Annotated in this window: 24 protein-coding genes; 8 read left to right on the top strand and 16 right to left on the bottom strand. The window is 68.8% G+C overall.

Annotated features, from left to right (window positions below; genetic code table 11):
* Window positions 1-41: 41 nt before the first annotated feature.
* Genes ispH through rnhA form a run of 3 tightly spaced genes read left to right on the top strand, consistent with a single transcriptional unit; the run spans window position 42 to window position 2542 of the window.
* A complete protein-coding gene (ispH, locus tag IBL26_RS09830) occupies window positions 42-1094 on the top strand; it encodes a 4-hydroxy-3-methylbut-2-enyl diphosphate reductase (protein ID WP_241749219.1) in 1053 nt (350 codons plus the stop codon).
* A 7-nt stretch (window positions 1095-1101) separates the two neighbouring features.
* Window positions 1102-2076, top strand: a complete 975-nt coding sequence (locus IBL26_RS09825; RefSeq protein WP_187784298.1) for a homoserine kinase — start codon at window positions 1102-1104, stop codon at window positions 2074-2076.
* Entirely contained in the window at window positions 2066-2542 is a 477-nt protein-coding gene (rnhA, locus tag IBL26_RS09820) for a ribonuclease HI (protein WP_187784297.1), read from the top strand. Before IBL26_RS09825 ends, rnhA begins: the two co-directional genes overlap by 11 nt.
* A gap of 503 nt (window positions 2543-3045) precedes the next feature.
* Here rnhA and IBL26_RS09815 read toward each other — a convergent pair.
* Window positions 3046-3318 (bottom strand): hypothetical protein, encoded by a 273-nt coding sequence (locus IBL26_RS09815; RefSeq protein ID WP_187784296.1) that lies wholly within the window; start codon window positions 3316-3318, stop codon window positions 3046-3048.
* Window positions 3319-3528: 210 nt separating this feature from the next.
* On the opposite strand from IBL26_RS09815, the gene IBL26_RS09810 reads away from it, so the two are divergent.
* The 4 genes from IBL26_RS09810 to IBL26_RS09795 are packed head-to-tail and all read left to right on the top strand — an operon-like array spanning window position 3529 to window position 7302.
* A complete protein-coding gene (locus tag IBL26_RS09810; protein ID WP_187784295.1) occupies window positions 3529-3951 on the top strand; it encodes a PadR family transcriptional regulator in 423 nt (140 codons plus the stop codon).
* Between the two features lie 52 nt (window positions 3952-4003).
* On the top strand, window positions 4004-5473 hold the full coding sequence (locus IBL26_RS09805; RefSeq protein WP_187784294.1) for an FAD-dependent oxidoreductase: 1470 nt from the start codon (window positions 4004-4006) through the stop codon (window positions 5471-5473).
* Window positions 5470-6696 (top strand): MFS transporter, encoded by a 1227-nt coding sequence (locus IBL26_RS09800; protein ID WP_187784293.1) that lies wholly within the window; start codon window positions 5470-5472, stop codon window positions 6694-6696. Before IBL26_RS09805 ends, IBL26_RS09800 begins: the two co-directional genes overlap by 4 nt.
* 33 nt (window positions 6697-6729) lie before the next feature.
* Entirely contained in the window at window positions 6730-7302 is a 573-nt protein-coding gene (locus IBL26_RS09795) for a GNAT family N-acetyltransferase (RefSeq protein ID WP_367615402.1), read from the top strand.
* 75 nt (window positions 7303-7377) lie between these two features.
* Here the strand turns inward: IBL26_RS09795 and IBL26_RS09790 are convergent, their stop codons facing one another.
* The 12 genes from IBL26_RS09790 to IBL26_RS09735 all read right to left on the bottom strand — a co-directional run bounded on the left by IBL26_RS09790 (window position 7378) and on the right by IBL26_RS09735 (window position 19157).
* Window positions 7378-8256, bottom strand: a complete 879-nt coding sequence (locus IBL26_RS09790) for an abortive infection family protein (protein ID WP_187784292.1) — start codon at window positions 8254-8256, stop codon at window positions 7378-7380.
* A gap of 113 nt (window positions 8257-8369) precedes the next feature.
* The gene (arsH, locus tag IBL26_RS09785) at window positions 8370-9107 is read right to left on the bottom strand and encodes an arsenical resistance protein ArsH (protein WP_187784291.1); all 738 of its coding nucleotides are present in this window, start codon (window positions 9105-9107) and stop codon (window positions 8370-8372) included.
* A complete protein-coding gene (locus IBL26_RS09780) occupies window positions 9107-10177 on the bottom strand; it encodes an ArsO family NAD(P)H-dependent flavin-containing monooxygenase (RefSeq protein WP_187784290.1) in 1071 nt (356 codons plus the stop codon). The genes arsH and IBL26_RS09780 overlap by 1 nt, the downstream gene beginning before the upstream one ends.
* Window positions 10174-11487: an arsenic transporter gene (locus tag IBL26_RS09775; RefSeq protein WP_187784289.1), complete on the bottom strand. Its 1314-nt coding sequence runs from the start codon at window positions 11485-11487 to the stop codon at window positions 10174-10176. Before IBL26_RS09775 ends, IBL26_RS09780 begins: the two co-directional genes overlap by 4 nt.
* A gap of 86 nt (window positions 11488-11573) precedes the next feature.
* Complete coding sequence (arsC, locus tag IBL26_RS09770) at window positions 11574-12002, bottom strand: arsenate reductase (glutaredoxin) (protein ID WP_187784288.1); 429 nt, start codon at window positions 12000-12002, stop codon at window positions 11574-11576.
* A complete protein-coding gene (locus IBL26_RS09765; protein WP_187784287.1) occupies window positions 11999-12352 on the bottom strand; it encodes an ArsR/SmtB family transcription factor in 354 nt (117 codons plus the stop codon). The genes arsC and IBL26_RS09765 overlap by 4 nt, the downstream gene beginning before the upstream one ends.
* A 72-nt stretch (window positions 12353-12424) precedes the next feature.
* Window positions 12425-13045, bottom strand: a complete 621-nt coding sequence (locus tag IBL26_RS09760) for a hypothetical protein (RefSeq protein ID WP_187784286.1) — start codon at window positions 13043-13045, stop codon at window positions 12425-12427.
* Window positions 13038-14192: a helix-turn-helix domain-containing protein gene (locus tag IBL26_RS09755; RefSeq protein WP_187784285.1), complete on the bottom strand. Its 1155-nt coding sequence runs from the start codon at window positions 14190-14192 to the stop codon at window positions 13038-13040. Before IBL26_RS09755 ends, IBL26_RS09760 begins: the two co-directional genes overlap by 8 nt.
* Before the next feature lie 107 nt (window positions 14193-14299).
* Window positions 14300-15553, bottom strand: coding sequence for a molybdopterin molybdotransferase MoeA (locus IBL26_RS09750; protein ID WP_187784284.1), 1254 nt, complete (start codon window positions 15551-15553; stop codon window positions 14300-14302).
* On the bottom strand, window positions 15550-15927 hold the full coding sequence (locus tag IBL26_RS09745; RefSeq protein ID WP_187784283.1) for a c-type cytochrome: 378 nt from the start codon (window positions 15925-15927) through the stop codon (window positions 15550-15552). Before IBL26_RS09745 ends, IBL26_RS09750 begins: the two co-directional genes overlap by 4 nt.
* Window positions 15928-15991: 64 nt before the next feature.
* Window positions 15992-18616, bottom strand: coding sequence for an arsenate reductase (azurin) large subunit (locus IBL26_RS09740; RefSeq protein ID WP_187784282.1), 2625 nt, complete (start codon window positions 18614-18616; stop codon window positions 15992-15994).
* Window positions 18617-18629: 13 nt separating this feature from the next.
* Window positions 18630-19157, bottom strand: coding sequence for an arsenate reductase (azurin) small subunit (locus IBL26_RS09735; RefSeq protein ID WP_187784281.1), 528 nt, complete (start codon window positions 19155-19157; stop codon window positions 18630-18632).
* A 312-nt stretch (window positions 19158-19469) separates the two neighbouring features.
* Between IBL26_RS09735 and IBL26_RS09730 the strand changes: the two genes are divergently transcribed.
* Window positions 19470-20396 carry a DUF4365 domain-containing protein gene (locus IBL26_RS09730; RefSeq protein WP_187784280.1) on the top strand — a complete coding sequence of 309 codons (927 nt, stop codon included), beginning with the start codon at window positions 19470-19472 and terminating at the stop codon, window positions 20394-20396.
* Window positions 20397-20458: 62 nt separating this feature from the next.
* On the opposite strand, the gene IBL26_RS09725 is transcribed toward IBL26_RS09730, so the two are convergent.
* From IBL26_RS09725 to IBL26_RS09715, 3 genes are read right to left on the bottom strand one after another with little or no spacing between them, the layout of a single operon-like run.
* A complete protein-coding gene (locus IBL26_RS09725; RefSeq protein ID WP_187784279.1) occupies window positions 20459-21790 on the bottom strand; it encodes a sigma-54-dependent transcriptional regulator in 1332 nt (443 codons plus the stop codon).
* Window positions 21780-23261, bottom strand: coding sequence for an ATP-binding protein (locus IBL26_RS09720; protein WP_187784278.1), 1482 nt, complete (start codon window positions 23259-23261; stop codon window positions 21780-21782). Before IBL26_RS09720 ends, IBL26_RS09725 begins: the two co-directional genes overlap by 11 nt.
* Window positions 23258-24076, bottom strand: a complete 819-nt coding sequence (locus tag IBL26_RS09715) for a substrate-binding domain-containing protein (RefSeq protein ID WP_367615401.1) — start codon at window positions 24074-24076, stop codon at window positions 23258-23260. Before IBL26_RS09715 ends, IBL26_RS09720 begins: the two co-directional genes overlap by 4 nt.
* Window positions 24077-24151: the final 75 nt, after the last annotated feature.

Below are 24151 nucleotides of genomic sequence, written 5' to 3'. Positions count from 1 at the left end.
ATCTGCCCCGCAACCACCACGCCTCCGGCCCAGACGCAAGCATGACCGCCTCGCCCGCCCCCGACAACACCGCCCTGCCGCCCCCTCCGGGGCGCGTCGCCGAGGCACCCCGCGAGGGCCGTGCCGAGGCCGTGGCCAAGCCGCCCCTGCATGTGCTGCTGGCCGGGCCGCGCGGTTTTTGTGCCGGCGTGGACCGCGCCATCAAGATCGTCGAGCAGGCGATCCAGAAATTCGGGCCGCCGGTCTATGTGCGGCACGAGATCGTGCACAACAAATTCGTCGTCGAGAATCTGGAGGCCCAGGGGGCCGTGTTCGTCGAGGAGCTGGACGAGGTGCCGCTGGATGCGCCGGTGGTGTTCAGCGCCCATGGCGTGCCGAAATCGGTGCCGGCCGAGGCGCGCCGGCGCAACATGCTGTACCTGGACGCCACCTGCCCGCTGGTGAGCAAGGTGCACCGGGAGGCCGAGCGCCACCAGGGTGCCGGCCGCCATATCCTGCTGATCGGGCATGAGGGGCACCCGGAGGTGATCGGCACCATGGGGCAGTTGCCGGAGGGCACGGCCACCATCGTCGAGACGGTGGAGGATGCCGAAACGGTGCAGCCGCCACCGGGGCCGCTGGCCTTCACCACCCAGACCACGCTGTCCGTGGACGACACGGCGGAGATCGTCGCCACGCTGCAGCGGCGCTTCCCGCATCTGGTCGGGCCGGGGAAGGAAGATATCTGCTACGCCACCACCAACCGGCAGGCGGCGGTGAAGGCCATTGCCGGGCGGGCCGGGCTGTTCGTGGTGGTGGGGGCGCCGAATTCCTCCAACAGCGTGCGGTTGCGGGAGGTGGCGGAACGCGCCGGCTGCCCGCGCGCCATCATGGTGCAGCGGGGCGCGGAGCTGGACCCGGCGCAGGCCGATGGCGTTGCCGTGGTCGGGCTGACGGCCGGCGCCAGCGCACCGGAGGTGCTGGTGGACGAGGTGCTGAACCGGTTGCGGGAGCGCTTCACCGTGACCACCGAGGAAGTGGTGGTGGCGGTGGAGGACATCATCTTCCGGGTGCCGCCGATGCACCGGCCAGGTTCGACAAAAGAGGCGCGCTGAGACCCCCATGGCTGTCTACACCGAGATTTCCGACGAGGCGTTGCGCGCCTACCTCGCTGAGTATGGCATTGGCGAGCTGGTGGCGTTCCGCGGCATCGCGGAGGGGGTGGAGAACAGCAACTACGCCCTGAAGACCACCGCGGGCGACTTCATCCTGACGCTGTACGAGAAGCGGGTGGACCCGGCGGAGCTGCCCTGGTTCCTCGGCCTGATGCGGCACCTGGCGGCGCGTGGCCTGTCCTGCCCGCAGCCGGTGGCGGCGCGGGATGGGGAGGCGCTGCGCGAGCTGTGCGGCCGGCCTGCCGCCATCTGCACCTTCCTGCCCGGCGTCTGGCCCCGGCGGGTGCGGCAGGAGCATTGCGCGCCGCTGGGCGCCGCGCTGGCGGAGCTGCATGCCTCCGGCGCCGGCTTTGCCGAGGCGCGGCCGAACAGCCTGGGCCCGGAGGCCTGGGCGTCGTTGCTGGATGGCTGCCGGGAGGGCGGCGACGCGGTGCTGCCAGGGCTGGTGGCCGAGCTGGACAGGCACCTGGACGGTATCCTGCGCGAATGGCCGCAGGACCTGCCGCGCGGGCATATCCATGCCGACCTGTTCCCCGACAACGTGTTCTTCCTGGGCGACGAGAGCGGCGTGCCCCGCGTGTCCGGGTTGATCGACTTCTATTTCGCCTGCACCGACTTCCTGGCCTACGACCTGGCGATCTGCCTGAATGCCTGGTGCTTCGAGCCGGACTATGCCTTCAACATCACCAAGGCGCGGGCGGTGATCGCGGCCTACCAGAGCATCCGCCCGCTGAGCGAGGCGGAGCTGGCGGCGTTGCCGGTGCTGTGCCGTGGCTCGGCCATGCGCTTCCTGCTGACGCGGCTGTACGACTGGACCCATACGCCGGCGGGGGCGATGGTGACGCGCAAGGACCCGCTGGAATACCTGAAGCGCCTGCGCTTCCACGAAGCTGCCCGGGATGTGCGCGCCTATGGCCTCTGACGTCTTTGAAACCGCGCCACCCGAGGCGGCGGAGCGTGTGGTCGAGATCTGGACCGATGGCGGCTGCAAGCCGAACCCGGGGCCGGGCGGCTGGGCGGCGATCCTGAAGTTCGGCGAGGTGGAGAAGGAACTTTCCGGCCACGACCCGAAGACCACCAACAACCGCATGGAGCTGACGGCGGCGGCGGCGGCGCTGGAGGCGCTGAAGCGGCCCTGCACCGTGGTGCTGCATACGGACAGCGAATACGTGCGCAACGGCATCAGCCGCTGGATCCATGGCTGGGTGCGGAACAACTGGCGCAACGCGGCCAAGGACCCTGTCGCCAACTACGAACTCTGGCAGCGCCTGTTGGCGGCGGCGAAGCCGCACAAGGTGGAGTGGCGCTGGGTGCGCGGCCATGCGGGCGACCCGATGAACGAGCGGGCGGACCAGCTGGCGACGATCGCGCGGGATTCGGGCGGGTAAGTTGGGTGCTGTTGTGAATCCAAGCATAAGATGTCATTTTAAGCCATAAGATGGCACAATAAAAACTAAGTAAAAATCAGATGCAGGCATACCTTTTTGCAAGAAATCTTGGAATCGAACTTCGGAATTAGCCTTGTCAACTCTGCTGACACTTCGCGAAAAAGCGTGAATGGCATCTAAAAAGCGACGCAAGAGAGCTTTTCGACCTCAAACATTAAGCCAGAAGTGAACAGTCGGGCCAAATTCCTTGGCGTTCCAACTGCTCTCCTTAACTGCCACCACGTTCTACTGGAGATGACTAGGCATCATACTCGCTTTGTGCTAGGGCCGAGCTGCAGCTCTAAGCGATATCCATGTCAACACTTCCGCCGCTCATCCTGATGCCCGGCAGGTGCCTCACCGGTAGCCAGGCGCCCGCCCTCGTGTGGCACCCCGCGCAGCGACGGGGCGGCGAACCCACGCAGGGCAGCCCACCGACGATCCGCCTTGGGAACCTTGTCAACTCAATGGGCGGAGGTTGTCCGCGCCTGCCGGAGCTCCTGCCGGAGGCGCCATGCATCGCGCGCCAGTCCGGCCGCCACAACGGCGCTCACCATGATGGAGGCAACACCGGCGGCCCAGAAGCCGATGACGACAGCAGCGTGGCCGACGGTGCCCCCTGGCGTCACGATGCCGTCGAGCCAGCCTGCGGGCATCGGCTCGGCACCGAATGCCACAAGCGCTGCAGCAGGCGCGGCAATGGCCGCCATCTTCAAGGTGTAAGTTGCCAGGCTCATCGTCTGCTCCCTTGCCTCGGCATCGAAACGTCCTGGAGGAGCATAGGAGGTTCATCGCCGCTTGCCAGGGCTCATGGTGGCCGATCGAAGCTTCAGCCGCCATCATTCGCCTCTGCAGCATCTGGACGCGGCGGGTGGGGCAGGCAAGCCCTCAGGCGGGTTCCACAGAGTAGCGTTGATACCTCGCCCTGCAAGGTATAGCATACCACCATGTCGAAGGAACCCGCCCTCCGCGCCGTAGCCCGTCCCTCCCCGGACTTTACCGACCGGGCCTACTGGGCCGGGACCATCAAGATGGCGCTCAGCCGGTTCTTCGTCCTCCAGGTGCTGCATGACGGCCCGGCGCACGGCTACGACATCGCCCGTGCCGTGGAGCGGACCACCAACGGCTGCTGCTCGCCCTCAGAAGGCGCCCTGTACCCGACGCTGCGCGAGTTCGAGCAGGGCGGCTACGTCACCTCGGCGTCCGAGGTCGTCTCCGGCCGCGAGCGCAAGGTCTACACGCTGACCGACAAGGGCCGCGAAGCCTTCAAAGTCGGCTTGGAGGCATGGATGGACGCCACGGCAACCCTGACCGAGACCGACCGCGCCGCCGCCGCCCGCGATCAGGCCAAGAACACCTGCCGATGCTGATCATTGGCTTGCGCACATGCATCGCCCACCGAGGCATTAAGGGGACTGACAGATGATCTCCTGCTGCTCCGCCACGCCGCGCCCTCACAACAGGGGCTTTGAGGGCCACGCCGATCTCAGATCGCTACCTGTCGCCATTATCGGCGGCGGTCCGGTCGGCCTCGCCGCCGCAGCGCATCTGCTAGAGCGTGGCCTCGAGCCGGTCATCCTGGAAGCCGGTCCCTCGGTCGGCACGGCGCCGCTCGCCTGGGGCCACGTCCCCATGTTCTCCCCCTGGCGCTACAACATCGACCGGGCGGCCCAGGCCCTGCTGGAGCGGCACGGCTGGACGGCACCTGACGCCGATGGCTTCCCGACCGGACGCGAGCTCGCCGACGACTACCTGGTGCCGCTCGCCGCGCTGCCGGAGATCGCTGGCCGCCTGCGCCTGAACACGCGGGTGACCGGCGTCGCCCGGCAACGCGTGGGCAAGGTCCGCGACGCCGAGCGCGGGAGGCAGCCCTTCGAGGTCAGGTTCCAGGCCGACGGACGCGAGGGCCGCCTCCTCGCTCGCGCCGTCATCGTGGCCACCGGCACCTGGGGCAGTCCCAGCCCGGCCGGTGCCTCCGGCATGCCCGCCATCGGCGAACGCGAGGCCGCCGACCGGATCCGCCACGGCATGCCCGACGTCCTCGGCGCCGACCACGGCCGCTACGCGGGCAAGCGCGTCCTTGTGGTTGGCTCCGGACACTCGGCCGTTGGCACCCTCCTCGACCTCGCCCGCCTGGCCGAACAGGTGCCGGGCACCGTTGTCCTCTGGGCAGCCCGCAATGCCGACCTGACGCGGGCCTACGGCGGTGGCGCCGCCGACCAGCTGCCGGAGCGCGGCGCCCTGGGCCAGCGGCTCCGTCGCCTTGTCGCGTCCGGTGCCGTCGAGCTGATCGCACCCTTCGCGGTGGACGAGATCCGCCGGAACGCCGGTGGTTCCCTGGATGTCATGAGCTTGGAGGGCCGGGCGGTCGAGGTCCATGAGATGGTGGTGGCCACCGGCCTGCGGCCCGACCTCGGCATCCTCGGCGAGGTCCGCCTGGACCTGGACCCGGCGCTGGAGTGCCCGCGCGTGCTGGCGCCGCTGATCGATCCCAACCTGCACTCTTGCGGCACCGTCCGGCCGCACGGCGCCTTCGAACTCCAGCAGCCGGACAGCGGGCTTTTCCTCGCCGGGATGGCCAGCTACGGCCGGGCGCCGACCTTCCTGCTGGCCACCGGCCACGAGCAGGTGCGCTCCATCGCCGCCTTCCTCGCGGGCGACCTCGAGGCTGCGCGCCGGGTCGAGCTCGACCTGCCGGAGACCGGCGTCTGCAGCTCAAGCCGCGTGCCGCCCGGCGCCGCCGACGCCGACGCGGTGTCCTCTTGCTGCGCTCCCGCGGCGCCCCTGGTCGCCTGCTGCTCCCCGAGGCCGGAGCAGGAGCTGGTCAAGGAAACGACGTGCTGCGGGACCAACACCGCGCGGGCAACCGCACCGGCCGAGCCCGCCAAATGAGCCAGGCCACGACACCGGGACGCGCCCTTCCCGTTGCGGCAGCGGGCCGCAATCGGCTGACGGTCGCCTCGGCCATCGGCGTCGGCCAAATCCTTGCCTGGGGTTCGTCATACTACCTGCTGGCCGTGCTGGCCGGGCCGATCGCCGCGGACACCGGCTGGCCGCTCACCTGGATCATGGGCACCCTGTCCATCGGCATGCTGGTGTCGGGCCTGGCGTCGCCGCGAATCGGCCACCTGATCGACCGGCACGGCGGCCGCCCCGTGCTCGCCGCCAGCGCCGTCCTGCTCTCCGCGGGTCTGCTGCTGCTCGGAGTGGCGCCCAGCCTGCCGGTGTTCGTGGTCGCTTGGGTAGTGCTCGGTCTGGCCATGGGCGCCGGGTTGTACGATTCGGCCTTCTCGACCCTGGGACGGCTCTACGGCGAGCACGCGCGACCGACCATCACCCATGTCACCCTTTTCGGCGGCTTCGCCAGCACCGTCTGCTGGCCGCTTAGCGCCTTCCTGGTCGACCACCTGGGCTGGCGCGGCGCCTGCCTGACCTACGCCGCCATCCACCTCGCCGTGGTCCTGCCGCTCTACCTGTTCGGCGTGCCGCGCGAGTTGGCCAAGCCCTCTGCGGCAACTACGGCCGCCAAGGCTGCCGTGGCACCAGGCCATGTGCAGGCGGGCCAGCACTACGCCTTCGTCGTGCTGGCAGCGGGGTTCACCCTAGCGGCGGTCATCATGACCGTCATCTCCGTCCACCTGCTGACAATGCTGCAGTCGCAAGGGCTGGCGCTGGCGGCGGCCGTTGCCCTGGGCACGCTGATCGGCCCGGCGCAGGTCGGCGCCCGCGTGCTGGAGATGCTGTTCGGCAAGAAGGCGCATCCCATCTGGAGCTTGGTCGCGTCTGCGGTGCTGGTGGCGGTCGGCCTGGGCATGTTGGCCGGTGCGCCGGGTGTCGTGGCGGCGGGCATCGTCATGTACGGCATGGGCAGCGGCATCCGCTCCATTGCCCGCGGCACGCTGCCCTTGGCGCTCTTCGGCAAGGAAGGCTACGCGGTGCTCATGGGCCGCATCGCGATGCCGACCCTCGTCGCGCAGGCGGCCTCGCCGTTCCTCGGCGCCTGGCTGCTGGACGGGTTCGGCGCATCCACCACGCTGGCCGTGCTGTGCGGCGCCGCCGCGCTCAACATCCTGATGGTGCTGGCGCTGGTGCCGTACGCGCTCCGGCGCCGCTAACAGTCAACCATTCAACAGGACAACGAGGCTCCCGTGCCCGACCCGAACCCATCCGCCCCCGCCAAACAGCCTGCCGCAGTGACCATCCGGCTCGCCACGGAGGCCGACATGGAGGCCGTCGCCGCCATCTACCGGCACCACGTGCTCCATGGCACCGCCACCTTCGAGACCGAGGCGCCGACGGCTGACGACATGCGGCAGCGCAGGGCCGCCATCGCCGAGCGTAGGCTGCCCTACCTGGTGGCTGAGGGCAGCGATGGCCAAGTACTTGGCTATGCCTACGTGGGTGCCTACCGGCCTCGGCCTGCCTACCGGAACACGCTGGAGAACTCGGTCTACATCAGCGAGGAGGCCCGCGGCCACGGCATCGGCCGCCGCCTGCTGGAGGCCCTCATCCAGGAGTGCTCTGACCTCGGCTACCGCCAGATGGTGGCCGTCATCGGCGATAGCGGGAACGAAGCGTCGATCCGGCTGCACAGGGCGCTCGGCTTCGAGCATACCGGCGTCCTGCGGTCGGTCGGGCGCAAGCATGGGCGCTGGCTGGACACCGTGTTGATGCAGCTGGCGCTTGGCGACGGCGACACGGCGCCTCCTGCGACCAAGTAGTCGTCGGCGAACATCCTGCCAAGCAGCAGCCGAGCAAGCCTGTGAGCCCTCAGAGCGTGTGGTTACCCTACATCCCTAATGGGCGACCAGCGGCTTTGTCGGGTGCTTCTGCTGCCATGTCTCGATGATGAACAAGGCGGCGGCGCTGGCTGAGTGGATTGCGAGGCGCGCTATCCTAGAGTCGATCCGGCGGAACCCGCGTTCCCGCCCGTGCGCATCCCCGGCGTGCGTGCGCAACGCACCGATGCCTTGGATGACGGTATGGAGACCACTGAGAACCTGACGAACATCTTCTGCTACTTCGGCTGGCAGATCCTCGCGACCCGGCGAGAGAGCAAGTGGCTCCCTTACAGCCTTGTACAGGCTCAAAATGTCCCGCCTGTCCGGCAACTTCACCCCGAGTTCAATCAGGACGGAGCGACATACGCTCTCGATTACTGAGCAAGCCGCCGTGACGGCATCCTCGGGATCCGTGGCGGCGCTTGCCATCGCGCGCTCCAGGTCCCGCTGGACAGTGTCAAAATCGATGGTCTGCGTCTTCTGCGCCAGAGCGGCCAGCACAGGCGCCGACGTCCCCGCCTGAACCAATCGCACACGCTGCCCCTGGTGCTGCAACTCAAGCCCATCGTAGACGAGGAACTGGTTCAGGTAGCTGATGACCTGAGGCACTTTCTCCGGCTCGGTGACGAAGTCTCGCGGATCGGCCGCCTTCTCGATGATGATGCGCATGGTGTTGGCATCGCCGCGCCGCAGTACACCCAGCAGCGCCTCGGACAAAGCTGGCAGTCGCGAGCCAGACCCTATGGTGATGAGCACCCCGCAGTCCCGCATGAAGCTCTCCAGCTTCGGGCCGGACCGATAACGCCCGATTGGTGGCGCAACGTCTGGTCCGGCTCCTGGCCCGCCGGAAATGACCTTTACCAACGCCTCAATCGACTGCGGAGAGATCTGCATCCTTGATCAGGGCCTCGACTTCCGATTCGCGAGATTTTGAAAGCGAATGAGGCGCCGTCTGGTGGACCGCGGCAAGATCCGTTCAGCAGGCCGCTGCAACCGGATTGGCCAGGTTACTCAACGGCACCCGACAGCTTTGCCAAGTCAGCCTTGGCCTGCTTCTCCGCCCGCTCCTTCCGCTCGCTGTAGCGGTCGGTCAGGTGGCCGGACACATCCCGCGTCAGCAGGGTAAACTTCATCAGCTCTTCCATGACGTCAACGACGCGGTCGTAAAGCGGTCCCGGCAGCATCCGGCCCGCCTCGTTGAACTGCTCGTACGCCTTGGGCACCGATGACTGGTTCGGGATGGTGACCATCCGCATCCAGCGGCCGAGCAGGCGCAGCATGTTCACCGCGTTGAAGCTCTGGCTACCACCGGAGACCTGCATCACCGCCAGCGTGCGCCCCTGGGTGGGACGCACCCCACGGCTCTCCAGTGGCAGCCAGTCGATCTGGTTCTTGAGGATGCCGGTGACGGCACCATGCCGTTCAGGGCTGCACCAAACCTGTCCTTCGGACCACAGGGAGAACTCCCGGAGTTCGGTGACCTTGGGGTGGTCGGCGGGCACGCTGTCGACCACGGGCAGGTCGCGGGGGTCGTAGACGCGGGTCTCGGCGCCCAGGCGGCGGAGGATGCGCTCGGCCTCCAGCGTCAGGAACCGGCTGTAGGACCGCTCCCGCAGCGAACCGTAGAGCAGCAGGATGCGCGGCGGATGCGTGCTGGCGCCGGGGATGCCGAGCTTGGAGAAGTCCGGCATCTGAAGATGGTCGTCGGCCACATTGGGCAATGAGAGGTCGAGGTCGGAGGTCATCAGGGTCTCCCGGTCGTCAGGAACTGTTGGATGGCATGAACGGTGTCACGGGCCGATCGGGTGATGCCCGCCAGGGTCGCGGAGGCGGCACCGTTCCAGTCGCCGTAGCCGAGCAGCCAGAGGCGCGGCTCGCAGGTGGCGCGGCCATTCTCGACGGTGACCCGGCCATCCGGCTCCAGCACGCCGAGCGGCGCCAGATGCCGCAGATCCGGTCGGAAGCCGGTGCACCAGATGACGGCGTCCACTGCGCCGAGGCTGCCGTCCTGCCACACCACGCCGTCCGGCATGAAGCTGGCGAAGGGGCGGACGCTGTGCAGTACTCCACGCTCCCTCGCCTCGAGCACCGGTGGCACCATGACGATGTCGCCGAGGCCGCCCTTCGGCGCATCCGGCTCCCGTCCCTCCATCCGTGCGCGAACCCGCTCGGTGGCACGCTCGAACAGCACGCGGCCATCGACGTCGTCGGGCAGGAAGCGCGGTGGCTCCGGCGTGACCCAGGTTGTCTCAGCGACCCGAGACACCTCCGAGAGGATCTGGGCGCCACTGTTGCCGCCGCCCACGACCAGAACACGCTGTCCGGCGAAGTCCTCGGGGGTCCGGTAGCGGGAAGAATGGACCTGCCTGCCACGGAAGCCCGCCGAACCAGGATAGTCCGGGATGTGGGGAACGCCCGCGCCGCCGGTCGCGCTGATGACCGCCGAGGCCATCCAGGTGCCCCGGTCGGTTTTCACGGCCAACCGGTCGCCCGCTTCCTCCACCGCCAGGACACGCACCGGCCGCCGAACCGGCAGATCGTATCGCCGCTCGTAGCGCGTCAGGTAGTCGATCACATGATCCCGCGTCGGGTAGCCATCGCCCGAAGGCGGCATCGGCCACCCGGGAAGTGAGCTCATCTGCGCGGGCGAGAACAGTCGCAGGGAGTCCCAGGTATCCGGCCAGGCGCCACCAGGCCGTTCATTGGCGTCCAGGATCTCGAAACCGAGCCCGCTCCGGCGCAGGAAGTACCCGGCGGCGAGCCCGGACTGACCACCGCCGATGACCAGGACGTCGCGTTCCACCAGCCCGCTCATGGGGTGCCGACCACTGGCAGCCAGAGCGCCAGTGCGGCCAGCACGGCCAGCAGGACCGGCGGCGTGATGACCAGCCCGACCTTCATGTACTGCCCCCAGGTGATGGTGGTGCCCTTCCGCGCCAGCACGTGCAGCCAGAGCAGCGTTGCCAGGCTGCCGATGGGGGTGAACTTGGGGCCGAGGTCGCAGCCGATGACGTTGGCGTAAACCATCGCCTCGCGGATGGCGGGCGGGATGCCCTGCGCCTGCTCGATGGCGAGCGCGCCGACCAGCACGCCAGGCATGTTGTTCATCACCGAGGAGAGCAGCGCGGCGCCGACGCCGGTGCCGATGGTAGCGGCCCACAGGCCATGCCCCGCCAGCCACTCCAACACGCCTGCCAAGTGGTTCGTCAGCCCGGCGTTCCGCAGCCCGTAGACCACCAGGTACATGCCAAGCGAGAACACCACGATCTGCCACGGGGCTTCACGCATCACTTTGCGAACGGACACCACGGCGCCGTTGCCGCCCCGGTGCCAGCGTCCGGCCAGCACCAGCAGCACCAGAGCCGCGGCGCCGGTAACCGCGGCCACCGGCACACCCAGCGGCGCCAGGACGAAGTAGGCCAGCAGCAGCACGGCTAGCAGGGGGAAGGCCGCCCGGAACACGAGATGGTCACGGATGGCGGCGCTGGGCGCCTCCAGTTGGTCCATGCGGTAGCTCGCGGGCACCTGGCGGCCGTAGTAGGCCCAGAGCACGCCGAGCGTCGCGGCCAGCGCCACCAAGTTCACCGGCACCATGACGGCGGCGTAGCGGCCGAACCCGATGCCGAAGTAGTTGGCCGAGACGATGTTGACGAGGTTGGAGATGACCAGTGGCAGGCTGGTGGTGTCGGCCACGAAGCCGCAGGCGACGATGAAGGCCAGCGTGGCGGCCGCGGAGAAGTTCAGCCTGAGCAGGATGGCCATGACGATGGGCGTCAGCAGCAGGGCGGCGCCGTCATTGGCGAAGAAGGCCGCGATGACGGCGCCAAGCACCACGACCAGCGGGAACAGCCGCCTGCCGTTGCCGCCGCCCCAGCGCGCCACGTGCAGCGCCGCCCACTGGAAGAACCCGGCCTCGTCAAGCAGCAGCGAGATGATGATGAGCGCCACGAAGGTGAAGGTGGCGTCCCAGACGATGTCCCAGACCACCGGCACGTCGGCCCAGCCGACGACGCCGGTCAGCAGGGCCAGTGCGGCGCCGCCCATGGCAGACCAGCCGATGCCGAGGCCGCGCGGCTGCCAGATGACCAGGATGAGGGTGAAGGCGAAGATGGCCAGGGCCAGCATGCAGCGGGTTCTTTCAAGCAACAGGACGCGGCGCGCCGTCCGCCGTCAGGGCAGAGCGGCGCCAATGGGATGGCCGAGGCTGGGTGTCAGGCCACGCGGCGGCCTTGGGCGTCCGTGACGACCTCGCCGTCTTCCTTGGCGAATGCTCCCTGCTGCGGCCGCGGCAGAATGTCGAGGACGGCCTCGGACGGGCGGCAGAGCTTCACGCCGAGTTCGGTCACCACCAGGGGGCGGTTGATGAGGATGGGGTGCGCCATCATGGCGTCGACCAACTGCTCATCCGTCAGCGACGCATCATCCAGCCCCAGTTCCGAGTAGGGCGTGCCCTTCTGCCGCAGGAGCTGCCGGGGCGTGAGCCTTGCCCGCGCCATCAGCTGGCTCAGCATCGCGCGCGACGGCGGCGTCTTGAGGTACTCGACCACGTGCGGTTCGATGCCAGCGTTGCGGATCATCGCCAGCGTGTTGCGCGACGTCCCGCAGGCGGGATTGTGGTAGATGACGACATCGGTGCTCATTGGACGACCTTCCGGGGCGGACAGCACGGGAGCAGATCGGCGATGAGCGGTTCACAAAGGTCCGCGCGCCCTGCGCAGCAGTCCTTGACCAGGAACAGCATCATCTCGCGCAGGCGATCCAGGTCGGCCCGGTACACGATGGAGCGGCTGTGCCGCTCCGAACGCAGCAGCCCGGCCCGCGTCAAGACCGCGAGGTGTGTGGACATCGTGTTCTGGGGGACATCGAGCTGCCGCGCCACCTCGCCTGCGGGCAGGCCGTCCGGCTCCTGGCGGACCAGCAGCCGGAAGGTCTCCAGGCGGGTGCCCTGAGACAGAGCACCGAGGCAGGCTAGGGCGTCATCATCATCCATATATCGAGTATGGTCGATATGTTGTAAATGTCAAATGGCGTTTGTCGTGAAGGTGGCCCAATCCAACACGCGTCAGTCTGAGGAGCTGTGCCTCAGCAGGCGGCATCGGCAGGCTTCCTCATAGATGCGCCGGAAGTACTTGGTGATGCGGCCGCGGCTCGCCTCGATGCGGGTCTCGTGCTCGGAAATGATGTCCGGCACGTCACCGTCCGACAGGTGCCCTTCGTACAGCAGCCAGCCGAGCAGCTGAGGCGTCGTCTGGGCGGGTTCCACACCCACGAGGGGCGCAACCTTCCGCGCGCCCCTGTCCTCGGTGAGGACAGCCGACCGCAGGCGACGGGCGAGCGCGAGAGCGGCGATCTCGCCACGGCCGAGCCGCCGACAATCCGGGAGGGAGGCGACAGCCTGGAGGTCGGCGAGCAAGGTTTCCTCCCGCGAGAACCCTTGGTTGCCCGCCTCCAGGCGGATTCTGAATTCCTCCTGCATCGCCAATTCCGCGCTGGTCGCACGCGAACGCGCCTTGTCCAGCGCCTCGTACCGGACGTAGGGGGCGACAACGAACCACCGTCCCCTGCGCAGGGCGGTGGCCAGCAGCCGGGGGGACGACAGCAGGTTCCAGACGGAACACGTGTCGATCGCGCTGACGGGCGCAAAGGTGCGGACGTCGACAGTGATCCCGGCAGGCTCAGTCACGCTGCAAAGACCGCCCGAAAAGAGCCGCGATCTCGGCGGTTTCCGCCGGTGTCGAGAGCAGCAGTTCGGTTAGAAGCCCCAGGGAGATGCGCCCCGCGTTGAAGGCTTCGAACGCCAGCCCGACGTACCGACTGCTCAGGCCACGCTCCAACAGCGCCTGCTTCCGTGCCAGCTGCGGTGGGGTGAGCGCCCCCTCCAATTCAGGATCCGGCGGCTCGGATGGCCGCTGTGCAACCTCACGCAGCCAGCTCCGCTGTTCCGCGCTGATCATCCGCGCGTCGTGGAAGGCGGACAGCAGCGCAGGCACGCTCACCCGCAGGCGCCCTGCCCACGCGGAGACTTCGGCCGCGTTGGTCAGATGGTCGCGCGGTATGGCGGAGAGCAACCCGGGTGCCATGAGGAAATGGGATGCGAAGGCGTTCGCGCGCACTTCGGCGAGTTCGGCGCTGTTCCATCCCCCCACCATGGACAGGGTGACCGGGGCGCCGTCGGCGTCAAGGATGGCGTGGCCCAGTTCGTGGGCGGCACTGAACCGCTGGCGCGCCATCCCCTCAGCCAGGTTGACGAGGATGCAGCGACCGGCCTCGGGGTGGTTCATGAACAGGCCGGAGATGTTGGAGTTCTCGAGCCGCCGCCGGAACACCCGGATGCCCATGTCCCGGATGGTGGCGAAGACGTCCCGCACCCCTTCCCTGTCGTTGAGGTTCAGGTGCTTCCGCAGTGCCGCGGCGCAGTCCCTGCCATGCCCCTTCCGGTACTCGCCACGCGGCCGGAACTCGAACGCCGAGCGGCGAGGTTCCAGACGGAGTTCCCGCTCCAGCATCGCCTCGCTTCGGCAAAGGAACGCGAACTCCGCGATGGCAACCCGATCCGCCTGCGGCAGCACGTCCCCTCGTTCCCGGAACAGGAGCTCGACGCCTTCGTCCGGGTCCTCGGCGCCGTCGGCAAGCAGGTACTGAAAATCCTTCCGGTAGTGATCCGCCAGGATGAGGACCTCGTCCCCTGAGGGCTCAATCCGGCCATCCTCGAGCGCCCCCAACCTGTCGGCCGAAATTCCGGTCGATGAGGCGACGGAGCCAATCTCCTGGCCGAAATCCTTGCGGAGGGTGCTGAGCTTGCGCCCGAAGGCGGCCGCGGTGAAGGGCATCGCGCGCCTCCCTGCGCCCGGCTTGAGGCGGGGAGAAGACCACAGGCGGCGGCCGCCTTCCAGCCCCCTGCGGAGGCTTCGTCGAATGGAAAGGGCCTTCTGCGGGCCTAGCCGCCAAGGATTCCCGCAAATGGCAAGAACTCCACCGCATCCCCGACCCGCAGTGCCCCGGCATCGCGTCCGACCCGGACCAAGCCATCGGCCGCCACCAGCGGCATCAGCCGCGCCGACCCCGGCTTGCTGATGCGCTCGACGACGAGGTCCGGTCCCGGCCGCAACATCGCGGGGGCGAACTCCTCCCTGCCCGGCTTGCGGTCCCAGCCGGACGCCAAGCGCGCGGGCAAGGATCTCAGGCCGCCGTCCGCAGCCCCGGCAAGCCTTGCCACCAGGGGACGGGCGAACAGAAAGCCGCCAGCCAGCGCAGCCATGGGATTGCCAGGAAGGAACAGGCAGCGCGCCGTGCCAATGCCGCCGTACACCAGCGGCTTGCCCGGCTTCAGAGCCACCGCGCACCAGGAGCCTTGGCCACCGGCGTCGCGCAGGGCGCCCAGCAGGTGGTCGGCCTCACTGCCGGATACGCCGCCAGAGGCGACGATGGAGTCGAACCTGGATGCCCCCTCCAGGGCGGCCGCGATGGCCGGGCGCCGATCGGGCAGCAGACCGAGGTCGTGCACCTCGGCGCCCAGTCCTTGCAGCAAGGCCGCCAGCATGGGGCGGTTGCTGTCGTGGATGGCGCCGGGCGCGTGCGGCATGCCCGGCTCGAGCAGCTCGTCCCCGGCGGAGAACAGCGCGACCCGTGGCCTGCGCCGGACCGCGACGGTGCCGATCCCGGCCGCCGCCAGCAGCGCGAGGTGGCGGGGATCGAGCCTGGTGCCCGCTTCCAGTACCGCCTCCCCCGCCCCAAAATCCTCGCCCCGGCGGCGGATGTTGGCACCCCGCATGAGCGTCGGTGAAACGACGCCGGAGCGCGGGTCCATCCGGCACCCCTCCTGCATCGCGACAGCCCAGACGCCCTCGGGAACGGCGGCGCCGGTCAGCAGGCGCACCGCCTCACCGGCGCCAACTCGCGGGAGGCCGCCCGCGCCCGCCGGAAGGTAGCCGACGACCTGGAAGGGGCCCGGCCCCGGCCCGCCGACGCCGTAGCCGTCCACGGCCGTCCGGTCGAAGGGCGGCATGTCCGACGTCGCCAGTACTGTGTTTGCCAGCACACGCCCGACCGCCGCGAACAGGGAGACGTGCTCCATCTCCCACACCGGCTGGACGTCGGCGAGAAGCCGGGCGCGCGCGGTCTCGACGTCCAAAAGGCCCGCTTGCAGATCGCAATTTGGGTCCGCGGGGCGGGGCGCGGCGCTGGTGGTCACGACCCTGCATTCTCTTTGAGATAGGCGAGCAAAGCGTCCAGGCGCGCCTCGTCCTTCAAGCCGACATAGGACATGCTGCCGCCGGGCACGACCTGCTTAGGGGCCTGCAGGTAGGCGCGCAGCTTCGCTTCGTCCCAAGTCAATCCTTCAGCCGCCTTGGCGCGCATGGCGTTCGAGTAGCGAAAGCTCTCGACGGCCGCCGCACGGCGGCCCAGCACCCCGGCGAGGCCGGGGCCGACCCGGTTGCGGCTGTCCATGCCGTGGCAGGCGCCACACTGGCTGCGGAACAGTTGCTCACCCGAGGAAGCGGTCTGGGCAAGAGCCGGGAAAGCGAGAAGCGGCACGCAGAGGAGGGCCGAGGCAAGGATTCGCATGGAGTCTCCAATGGCAGGGAAACGTGGCGACGCAGCCGGGCGGCCGCGCCGCAGGGAGCCGGGTTCAAGTCTGGGCCCGGTACTCCTGGACTTTCCAAGAAAGGTGGCGGACGGCTTCGGGCGCGTCGCTGAGCTTTCGGATGTTGGCCCAGGTCTGCTTGTAGTTTGGGATGACCAGCTCGTTGGTCGCCTTGCTGACCACGTTGCCCTGCACGCCCGTCGGGTAGCCGAACAGCATGAAGGTCTGGTTGCGGCCAAGGCCCCCTTCTGGCCAGGCAACCGCCTGGGTGGCGCCGTTGCCGTTGAAGATCTCGACTAGGTCGCCCGGCTTCAGCGCCAGCTCGCCCATGTCATCCGGATTCATGCCGATGTAGGGGTACGGGAAGCGGTCGCGGACGAAGTCGTTGTGCTGGTCCAGGTAGGCCGACTGCCAGACGTGGTTGGCGCGGCCGTTGTTCACCAGGAAGCGATGCGAGTCCTTCTCGGCCTGCTTGCCCGCGGCCTGCAGCCCCCGCCACTGGGTGGCGGCGAACACCGCCTTGCCGTCCGGCCGGTTGAACTTGCCGTCGGCGTAGAGGCGCTTGGTGCCAAGGATCCGCTCGCTGCCGCCGGAGGCCGCCGCCGGGGCGCCGATCGCACCGGCGTTCGGCGCCGCCTGCTGCAGCGGCTCGCGGCCGCGGGCGCCCTCGATGGCGGGGCCCTGCACCACCACGCCAGGCGAGGCGCCGGTGGTCGTGCTGCCAGCCACCGCGCCGGTGGTCTCCAGCCCGACGGCAGGTTCCTGGAAGCCGTTGGTGCCCATGGCGCGGAGGCGGGCGTAGGTGACGAACTCACCGCCCTTCTCGTGCCGATGGTAGCCATCCATGAAGGCGTCCTCCTCCGTCTTCCAGTCATAGCCCTGGAAGCGGTCGGCCACGGCGGCGTTCCCGGCGGCGCGGAAGGAGCGCTCCAGGGACTGCGCCAGGCGCGCGACGATGAGGCAGTCCGGCATGGCGTTGCCCGGCGGGTCCATGTAGCGCTCGGTCAGCCGCATGCGGCGCTCGCCGTTCATGGAGGTCAGGTTCATCTCGCCGGAGGTCGCCGCCGGGAGCACGACGTGCGCGCAGGAGCCGATCTGGGTCGGCACGAGGTCCACGTCCACGCTGAACAAGCCGCCCGCGCGGATGGCTCTCATGATGGCCTCCACCTGGGCGGCGCGGTCACCGGCGGGGACGGAGTCCATCGCCTCCTTCACCATGTTGGTGCGGCGCTGGTAGGCGCGCTTGAACTCGGAGGCGTTCAGCGTCGTCTTGAAGTGGTCGCAACCCCAGATGTGGTGGATGCCGCCCTTCCCGCCGATGAGGAGTTCGTCGACATTTTGCGCGGGCTTGCCGACATGACCGTCGGACGGGCGGGCATAGCCTTCCTGGTGCCCGCCGAGCCGGACGCAGCCGCCGCCGGGACGCCCGACGTTACCCGTCGCCAGGGCGACGTTCACCAGCGACTGGTTGGTGCGGTAGTTGTCGTTGCCCCAGATGATGCCCTTTTCGTAGGCAAACATCGTGCGGCGGCGGGCGCCGCCCTGCTTGGGCTCCGCGATCCATGCCGCCGCCTTGCGGATGTCTTCGGCGGACACGCCGGTGAGCCGGACCGCCTCCTCCACCGTGGTGCGGTTGGCGCCGACCGCGGCGTCGTAGTTGCTGGTGCTGGCGGCGATGAATGCCTTGTCGGTCCAGCCCTTGGCTGCAATCTCGGTGAACAGGGCGTTGAACAGCGCCAGGTCCGTGCCGCTGTTGATGCGCAGGTGGAGGACGTTCTCCTTGCCCGCCTCGGCCTCGCAGGCGGCGATGGTGACCGTCCGGCGCGGGTCCACCACGATGATGCGGGCGGCGGCGTGCGGCTCGTTCGGCAGCTGGCTCCGCTTCTTGTCCAGCGTCGAGCCGCGCAGGTTCGGCACCCAGTGGTTCAGGAAGTAGTTGGTCTGGGTCTCTAGGGAATTGGCGCCCGCGACGAACAGGGTGTCCGCGAGCTCGGCGTCCTCGTAGCAGTTGTTGAGCTCACCCACGCCCATGTCGCGGGAGCCGTGCACCTCGGAGTTGTAAGCCGGGCGGTTGTGGATCCGGATGTTCTTCACCTTCATGCTCTCGAAGTAGAGCTTTCCGGTCGCCCAGGTGTTCTCGTAGCCGCCGCCCGCGCCGCCGTGGTCGTAGGCAGAGACCAGCAGGCCGTCCTCGCCCTGCTCCTCGATGACCCGGCGCGTGACCTCGGCGACCAGCCCGAGGCTGTCATCCCAGGAGGCGGGTGACATGGTGCCGTAGCGCCAGACCAGCGGGTCGGTCAGGCGCGCCTGCTGCGTCCCGGTGACGGTGGAGTAGGACATCTCGGCCATGCGGGCGCCGCGGATGGAGCCGAGGCCGGAGTTCACCACGCAGTCGTGGTCGGGCTTGATGACGATGTGGACGTCCTGCCCGTTCTGCCGGACGACGTTGTACATGGAGGGCGCCACCCAGGCGGCGCTGTCGGCGCCGAGCTGGCCGCGCATGTCCTCGCCGTAAGCGTTGTCGCCCGGCGCCGGACCGCCCTGGCGGTTCACGGGCCAGGAGTAGGCTTTGTAGCCGCAGCCCACGATGCAGTAGTGGCAGACGACGCTGTTAACCTTGGCGTCCCGCGGCGGGATCGGCAGGCGGTCGATGTTGCGCTTGTAGGCCATGTTCCTGCCCTCCTCAGGCCAGCACGTTGGAGTGGCGGCCGTAGAGCAGCTCGTCCACGCCCTCGGCATGGATGTCGCCGCCCGCGTCGACGCGCAGGCGGAACTGGGCCAGGTTCTGCGTCGCGTGGCCCCAGACCTGCAGGCCGCCCTTCTCGCAGTCGAAGCGGCTGTAGTGGCCGGGACAGTTCAGCGTGCGGTCATCCGCCGCGTAGAACATGGGGTAGCCCTTGTGCGGGCAGAGGTTTGAGAAGGCGACGACGTCGCCGTCCGGGCCGACCCCGCCTTCCACCGGCGTGCCGAGCTTGATGAGCACGCCCGTGCTGTCGGCGTCAGGATAGCTGATGTCCATGGGCTCGTTGACCTTCAGGTCGCGGAGGTTGCCCAGCCTGCTGACCGGGTAGGCAACGCGCGCCAGGGCCGGTGTCGCCCTGGCGGACGCCTGCGGTACCGTGGAGGCCGCCGCCGCACCAGCCACCGCCAGCGCACTCCGTCCCAGGAAGAAGCGGCGGCCGCTCTCCGTGAGCTTGTTGCAACCAGACATTTCCGTTTCCCCGCTCTTAGGCGACGACTGCATTGCAGCGGGCGTGCCAGCGGCGCCCGTGGTGGCATCCACGCACTTTATGCGGAAAATCAGACTGTTAACGCATGATGGTGGGCGCCGAACCGTCACGGGAGTCCAGCAATCCGGACTTGGCGCCGTCCGGGTCCAGAAAGGTGGACGCAGCGCTGCCGCCCTCCAGGCAGGAACGGAGGGGCCTGTGGGCCGTTGCACTGCCAGTAGGTGATATGATGGGCAAGGTCTCGCCCGACAAAGCATATCGTGTTTAGTGTTGCGCACCTTCCGCAATCAGCGATGCACCCGATGGTCCACTCATCAACAGCCCTAACCGAGCGCGTCGGCGTCCAGGAAGTGGGCCTCATCTTCACTAAGCGCCTGAAGTGGTTCTTCCGTGAACAGGCGGTCAGCGACTTCGGGGTAGATGCGGAGGTCGAGATTGCCGACGCGAAGGCAGTGCCCACGGGGCAGTTGATTGCGCTTCAGATCAAGTCGGGCACCTCTTTCTTCCAGCACAAGAACGCCGACGGGTACACGTTTTACGGGGAGCCGCGCCACCTCGAGTACTGGCTTCGGCATTCGCTTCCGGTGTTCCTGATTATCCACAATCCTGAGACAGGCCTCACCCTCTGGCAGCGCGTTGAGCGCCACCTGACAAGGCAGACGGCGAAGGGCTGGGCCATCCACATCCCCGCTGCGAATGTGCTCGACGAGAAATCGAAGCCTGCGTTGGCCAGCGGGATCGGCACTGACCGTGCATCGGTCAAGCGGTACCGCTTTGCCACAGACAAGGAAGACATGGAGAAGTACAGGGACAAGGAAGTCTTCTTCAAGTTCGACTTCTGGGTCAACAAGACCTTAGGTCTGCGGAAAATTGACGTCTACTACGGTACCTACGAAAAGAGCGAACCGGACTCCCAGATTGGTGTATGGGGTACAACTCACGAACCTCACGACGTGATGAACCACTTCTTCCCGTGGCTGACGTACCGGTACGCCGAACTCATCCCTGCGGAAGAACAGTCCAACGAGGTCGAAACCCACATCGTGCAAGTGGAACTGAACGAGGCGGCGGAGCAGTTCCTCGCCTTGGAAGCTTTCTTCGAGGATCCAGATGATCCTAAGCCGCCAGAGGAACCGGAAAGGGATGAGGAAGACGAGTACGACGAAGACGACTTCAACGAATCGGCGTTTAGACGAGCCGTGGAACGCGACCGGTCCTGAGCGCTTGCTTCGGAGCTCGGCGTAAGCGCTGCCACCTATCGGTCTAGGCGGACCCCGTCCGCTCAGGCTTCATTCGATGGCCGCAGGCCCAGCTTTCGGATCTTCTCGAACAGCGTCGAGCGGCCGACGCCCAAGATGCCCGCCGCGACCTCCACCTCGCCGGAGGCGGCGGCAAGTGCCGCAGTGACCGCCCGCCGCTCGGCTTCCGTGACCGCCTCGGCCAGGGTGGGGACGCAATCGTTCGGGGTGGTGCCGGTGAACACGGCGCCGCCGAAGATGTCATCAACCCCGATCCACGGCCCGTCCGCCAGCGCCGCGGCACGCTCGACCCGGTTGCGCAGCTCCCGTGCGTTGCCGTGCCAGTCCGCCTCCTCCAGCGCCCGCTCCGCCCGGCTGTCGAAGCCTCGGATGCCTCGGGCAGCTGCCGGTGCCGCCCCGGCCAGGAATCGGCGGGCCAGGGGCACGATGTCCTCGCGGCGCGTGCGGAGCGGTGGGATCTCGACCCGGATGACGTCGAGCCGGTAGAGCAGGTCCTCGCGGAAGAGGCCCTCGCGCACCCGCTGGTCCAGATCGGCGTTGGTTGCCGCCACGACGCGGGCGTGGAACGGCAGCGAGCCGGAGCCGCCCACGCGGGTGTACTCGCGAGCCTCCAGGAGCCGGAGCAGCTTGGCCTGCAGTCCGGGTGACAGCTCGGCGACCTCGTCCAGGAACAGCGTGCCTGCCCCTGCACGCTCCGCGCAGCCGTGGCGCCGGGTGGCGGCGCCGGTGAAGGCGCCGCGTTCGTGGCCGAAAAACTCGCTTTCGGCGAGGTCAGCCGGGATTGCCGCGCAGTTCACCGCGAGGAAGGGCGCCGTCGACCGGGGCGAGAGGCCGTGGAGGAGCTTGGCCGCCACCTCCTTGCCGGTGCCGGTCTCGCCCATTAGGAGGACCGGGCAGTCGCTCGGCGCCGCGCGGCGCAGCAAGGATTCGACCCGGCGGATTGCGCCCGAAACCCCCAGGGCCGCGGCGTCTGGTGCCACCATGTGCCTGCCCATCAGCGCGGCGATGCGGCCGAGCAGGTCCTGGGTCTCGACGGGCTTCACCAGGAAGTCGTCGGCGCCCGCCTTCATCAGCCGGATGGCCTGGTCGATGCCCGCGTAGGCGGTCATGACCAGCACCGGCACCCCGGCGAGGCGGCTGCGCTGCGACAGGAAGAGCTCCTCTCCCGAGCCGTCCGGCAGGTGCAGATCGGACAGCAGCAGGTCGGGCACCCGACGCTCCAGCGAGGCCGCGGCGTCTATGGCGCCCGTCGCGACCTCGACGCCGTACCCTTCGATGCGCAGGCGCTGGGACAGGGTGCCCGCCGTGGTCGGGTCGTCCTCGACGATGAGGATGCGTCCACGTTCATCTGGCATCGGCAGCCTCCTTGGCGTGGGAGGGGACCGGCAGTTCCGCGACCAGCCGCGTCCCCAGCGGTGTCGGCTCGCGCGTGATACGGCCGCCGTGGCTACGCGCCAGCCGGGCGGCGGTCCAGAGGCCGAGCCCGCCGCCGGAAGGCGGAAGGCCGTCGGGATCCGCGAGGAGGCTTTCGGCGTCGGCGGGAAGGCCCGTGCCGACATCGCTCACCTCGATGACCGCGCCGCCCTGGCTGAGCCCCTGCGCGCGGAAGCCGAGGACGCCTTTCGGCGGCGAGGCGGCGGCCGCGTTGAGGAGCAGGTTCAGCGCGATCTGCCGGGCCAGCGTCCGGTCGACACGCACGCCGTCCGGCAGGTCGTTGCGCCAGTCGAGGGTCAGGCCACGGCGTGACACCTCGTGGCGGATGAGCAGCCGCAGGTCCTCGAAGTCCTGGGCCGCGAGCGGTGCCTCGCCCGGCCCAGTCTTCCAGGATGACAGCCCTGCGCGGACCACCTTGCGGATGTCGTCCAGGCCTCGCCTGAGCAGGCCGACGGCCTCCTCCCGGATCTCCCGCCGGTCGCCGTATTCGGAGAGGGTGTCCACGGCCGTCATCAGGCCACCGAGCGGGTTGTTCACCTCGTGGGCCATGGCCGCCGTCAGGCGCCCAAGCTGGGCGCGGCCCTCCTCCCGGGCCAGCCGCGCGGCCATGAGGTCCCGCTCCGCAATGGCGGCCACGGCGCCATTCCATGCGTTCACAAGGGCCAGATGCTCAGGGCCGGATCCCGCCTGCGCATCCAGGGGTTCAGGGCGCTGCCCCTTGGCGGCCTCGAGGAGCCGTTGGCGGAGCCGCTCGGTCGGCAGGAGGATGCGCCGGACCAGCAGCGCGCCTGCGGCGGCGAACAGCGCCGCAATGCCCATGTTTGCCAGGACCAGCGTCCTGACCACCGCGTCTCGCTCCGCCAGCAGCGCGCCGATGTCTGCCTCGGCCACCAGCCGACCGACCGGCACGCCACCTTCCAGCAGGACCCGCGCCACGACAGCCCGCCCGGCCCGCTCGTCGATGGCGGGCGACCCTGAGGCGATGGCCCGGTCAGCCTGGCCGGAGAGGGACTGCGGCAGCGCGGCGCCGGTGCGCAGCACCCGCGGATTCGAGGATGCCAGGACCGAGCCGTCCGGCAGGACCACAACCGATAGGGTGGGACGGAGGGCCTCGTACTGCCCGCTGGCACGGTCCAGGGCATCGAAAGCCTCCCAGACGTCGGCCCGCACGGCGGCTGGCTGGGCGGCTGTCGCCAGCCCGTCGAGGAAGGCCGCCCCCAGCGCCGCCAGGTGGCGCCCCTGATCCGCCTCCATACGCGACAGCACCGCCTGCCCGGTGACGGTGGCCACGCCAGCCACCAATGCCGCAACCGTCAAGGGAACGGTGAGCAGCAGCGGCCAGTGCCGTGGATCCAGCTGACTCCGTAGCCGCCGCTGTGCCGCATGCTTCATGCCCGGCTCTCCAGGTCTTGGGACATCGCGCGGATGCCGTCGTAGAGGCCGGGGCTCTCGGGCATGAAGCCGTCCAGGCGGAGCGCGCGGAGGATCTCGGTGCCCGCCGGGGAATCCGCCATCGCCAGCAGGGCCGCCTCGATGCCGCGCGCCGCGGCGCCCTGCCGCGACGCGGTGAGGCAGCAGATCGGCGGGAAGCCCTGCCACGCGGAGCGGGCGACGACATCGGTTGTCGAGGTGAGCCCAGGCTCCGTCTCGGCCATGGTCTCCCAGACGTAGCCGTCGACGGACCCGCTTTCCGCCAGTCCGCTGCTCACGGCCCGTATCACGTTCCGGTGGCCGTAGGCGAAGAAGTTGGTGCCGAAGAACGTCGCCGGGGAGAGATCTCGGCCCGCGAGCAGCCAGCGGGTCGTCAAGCATCCGGAGTTGCTGTCCGGGTCCGAGAAGGCGTGGCTGCGTCCCCTGAGGTCGGCGAGCGACCTGGCCCGCAGGCTGGGGTCCGCGATGAGGTAGGACTGGTAAAGGGGGTGCCCACGGTGCACCGGCACGGCGAGAACCGACAGCTTGTCGGCGTGCCGGACGTAGGGGAAGCCGCAGATCCAGGCGGCGTCGAGCTGCCCGGCAAGGAGCAGGCCGACGACCTCCTGGTAGGTTCGCCGCTTCACGAGCTCAACAGGGGTACCGAGCGCCGCCGCCATGTGGCTGGACAGCGCCCGCAGCAGGGCAAGGTCGGATTCGAGGAAGACTGGGGTCAGGCCGAAGCGGACCGGGGTCAGAGAGGTCGCACGGGCCCTGCGCGGCCCTGCCAGGGCCACGGCGGCCAGGACGGCCCTCCGGCCTGCGGGGCACGCTGGAGCCATTCGTTCCACCCCTAGGCGACCCACTTACGG

It is taken from the genome of Teichococcus aerophilus, from assembly GCF_014490485.1.
GTDB classification, from domain to species: domain Bacteria; phylum Pseudomonadota; class Alphaproteobacteria; order Acetobacterales; family Acetobacteraceae; genus Pseudoroseomonas; species Pseudoroseomonas aerophila.
The sequence above is the reverse complement of the archived record's forward strand: the minus strand, read 5'-3'. Positions and strand labels throughout refer to the sequence as shown.

What these genes read in the sequence shown, in the direction of transcription:
- ispH (WP_241749219.1), top strand. Translation starts at nt 42, where the DNA reads ATGACCGCCTCGCCCGCCCCCGACAACACCGCCCTGCCGCCCCCTCCG.
- IBL26_RS09825 (WP_187784298.1), top strand. Translation starts at nt 1,102, where the DNA reads ATGGCTGTCTACACCGAGATTTCCGACGAGGCGTTGCGCGCCTACCTC.
- rnhA (WP_187784297.1), top strand. Translation starts at nt 2,066, where the DNA reads ATGGCCTCTGACGTCTTTGAAACCGCGCCACCCGAGGCGGCGGAGCGT.
- IBL26_RS09815 (WP_187784296.1), bottom strand. Translation starts at nt 3,318, where the DNA reads ATGAGCCTGGCAACTTACACCTTGAAGATGGCGGCCATTGCCGCGCCT.
- IBL26_RS09810 (WP_187784295.1), top strand. Translation starts at nt 3,529, where the DNA reads ATGTCGAAGGAACCCGCCCTCCGCGCCGTAGCCCGTCCCTCCCCGGAC.
- IBL26_RS09805 (WP_187784294.1), top strand. Translation starts at nt 4,004, where the DNA reads ATGATCTCCTGCTGCTCCGCCACGCCGCGCCCTCACAACAGGGGCTTT.
- IBL26_RS09800 (WP_187784293.1), top strand. Translation starts at nt 5,470, where the DNA reads ATGAGCCAGGCCACGACACCGGGACGCGCCCTTCCCGTTGCGGCAGCG.
- IBL26_RS09790 (WP_187784292.1), bottom strand. Translation starts at nt 8,256, where the DNA reads ATGCAGATCTCTCCGCAGTCGATTGAGGCGTTGGTAAAGGTCATTTCC.
- arsH (WP_187784291.1), bottom strand. Translation starts at nt 9,107, where the DNA reads ATGACCTCCGACCTCGACCTCTCATTGCCCAATGTGGCCGACGACCAT.
- IBL26_RS09780 (WP_187784290.1), bottom strand. Translation starts at nt 10,177, where the DNA reads ATGAGCGGGCTGGTGGAACGCGACGTCCTGGTCATCGGCGGTGGTCAG.
- IBL26_RS09775 (WP_187784289.1), bottom strand. Translation starts at nt 11,487, where the DNA reads ATGCTGGCCCTGGCCATCTTCGCCTTCACCCTCATCCTGGTCATCTGG.
- arsC (WP_187784288.1), bottom strand. Translation starts at nt 12,002, where the DNA reads ATGAGCACCGATGTCGTCATCTACCACAATCCCGCCTGCGGGACGTCG.
- IBL26_RS09765 (WP_187784287.1), bottom strand. Translation starts at nt 12,352, where the DNA reads ATGGATGATGATGACGCCCTAGCCTGCCTCGGTGCTCTGTCTCAGGGC.
- IBL26_RS09755 (WP_187784285.1), bottom strand. Translation starts at nt 14,192, where the DNA reads ATGCCCTTCACCGCGGCCGCCTTCGGGCGCAAGCTCAGCACCCTCCGC.
- IBL26_RS09745 (WP_187784283.1), bottom strand. Translation starts at nt 15,927, where the DNA reads ATGCGAATCCTTGCCTCGGCCCTCCTCTGCGTGCCGCTTCTCGCTTTC.
- IBL26_RS09740 (WP_187784282.1), bottom strand. Translation starts at nt 18,616, where the DNA reads ATGGCCTACAAGCGCAACATCGACCGCCTGCCGATCCCGCCGCGGGAC.
- IBL26_RS09735 (WP_187784281.1), bottom strand. Translation starts at nt 19,157, where the DNA reads ATGTCTGGTTGCAACAAGCTCACGGAGAGCGGCCGCCGCTTCTTCCTG.
- IBL26_RS09730 (WP_187784280.1), top strand. Translation starts at nt 19,470, where the DNA reads ATGCACCCGATGGTCCACTCATCAACAGCCCTAACCGAGCGCGTCGGC.
- IBL26_RS09725 (WP_187784279.1), bottom strand. Translation starts at nt 21,790, where the DNA reads ATGCCAGATGAACGTGGACGCATCCTCATCGTCGAGGACGACCCGACC.
- IBL26_RS09720 (WP_187784278.1), bottom strand. Translation starts at nt 23,261, where the DNA reads ATGAAGCATGCGGCACAGCGGCGGCTACGGAGTCAGCTGGATCCACGG.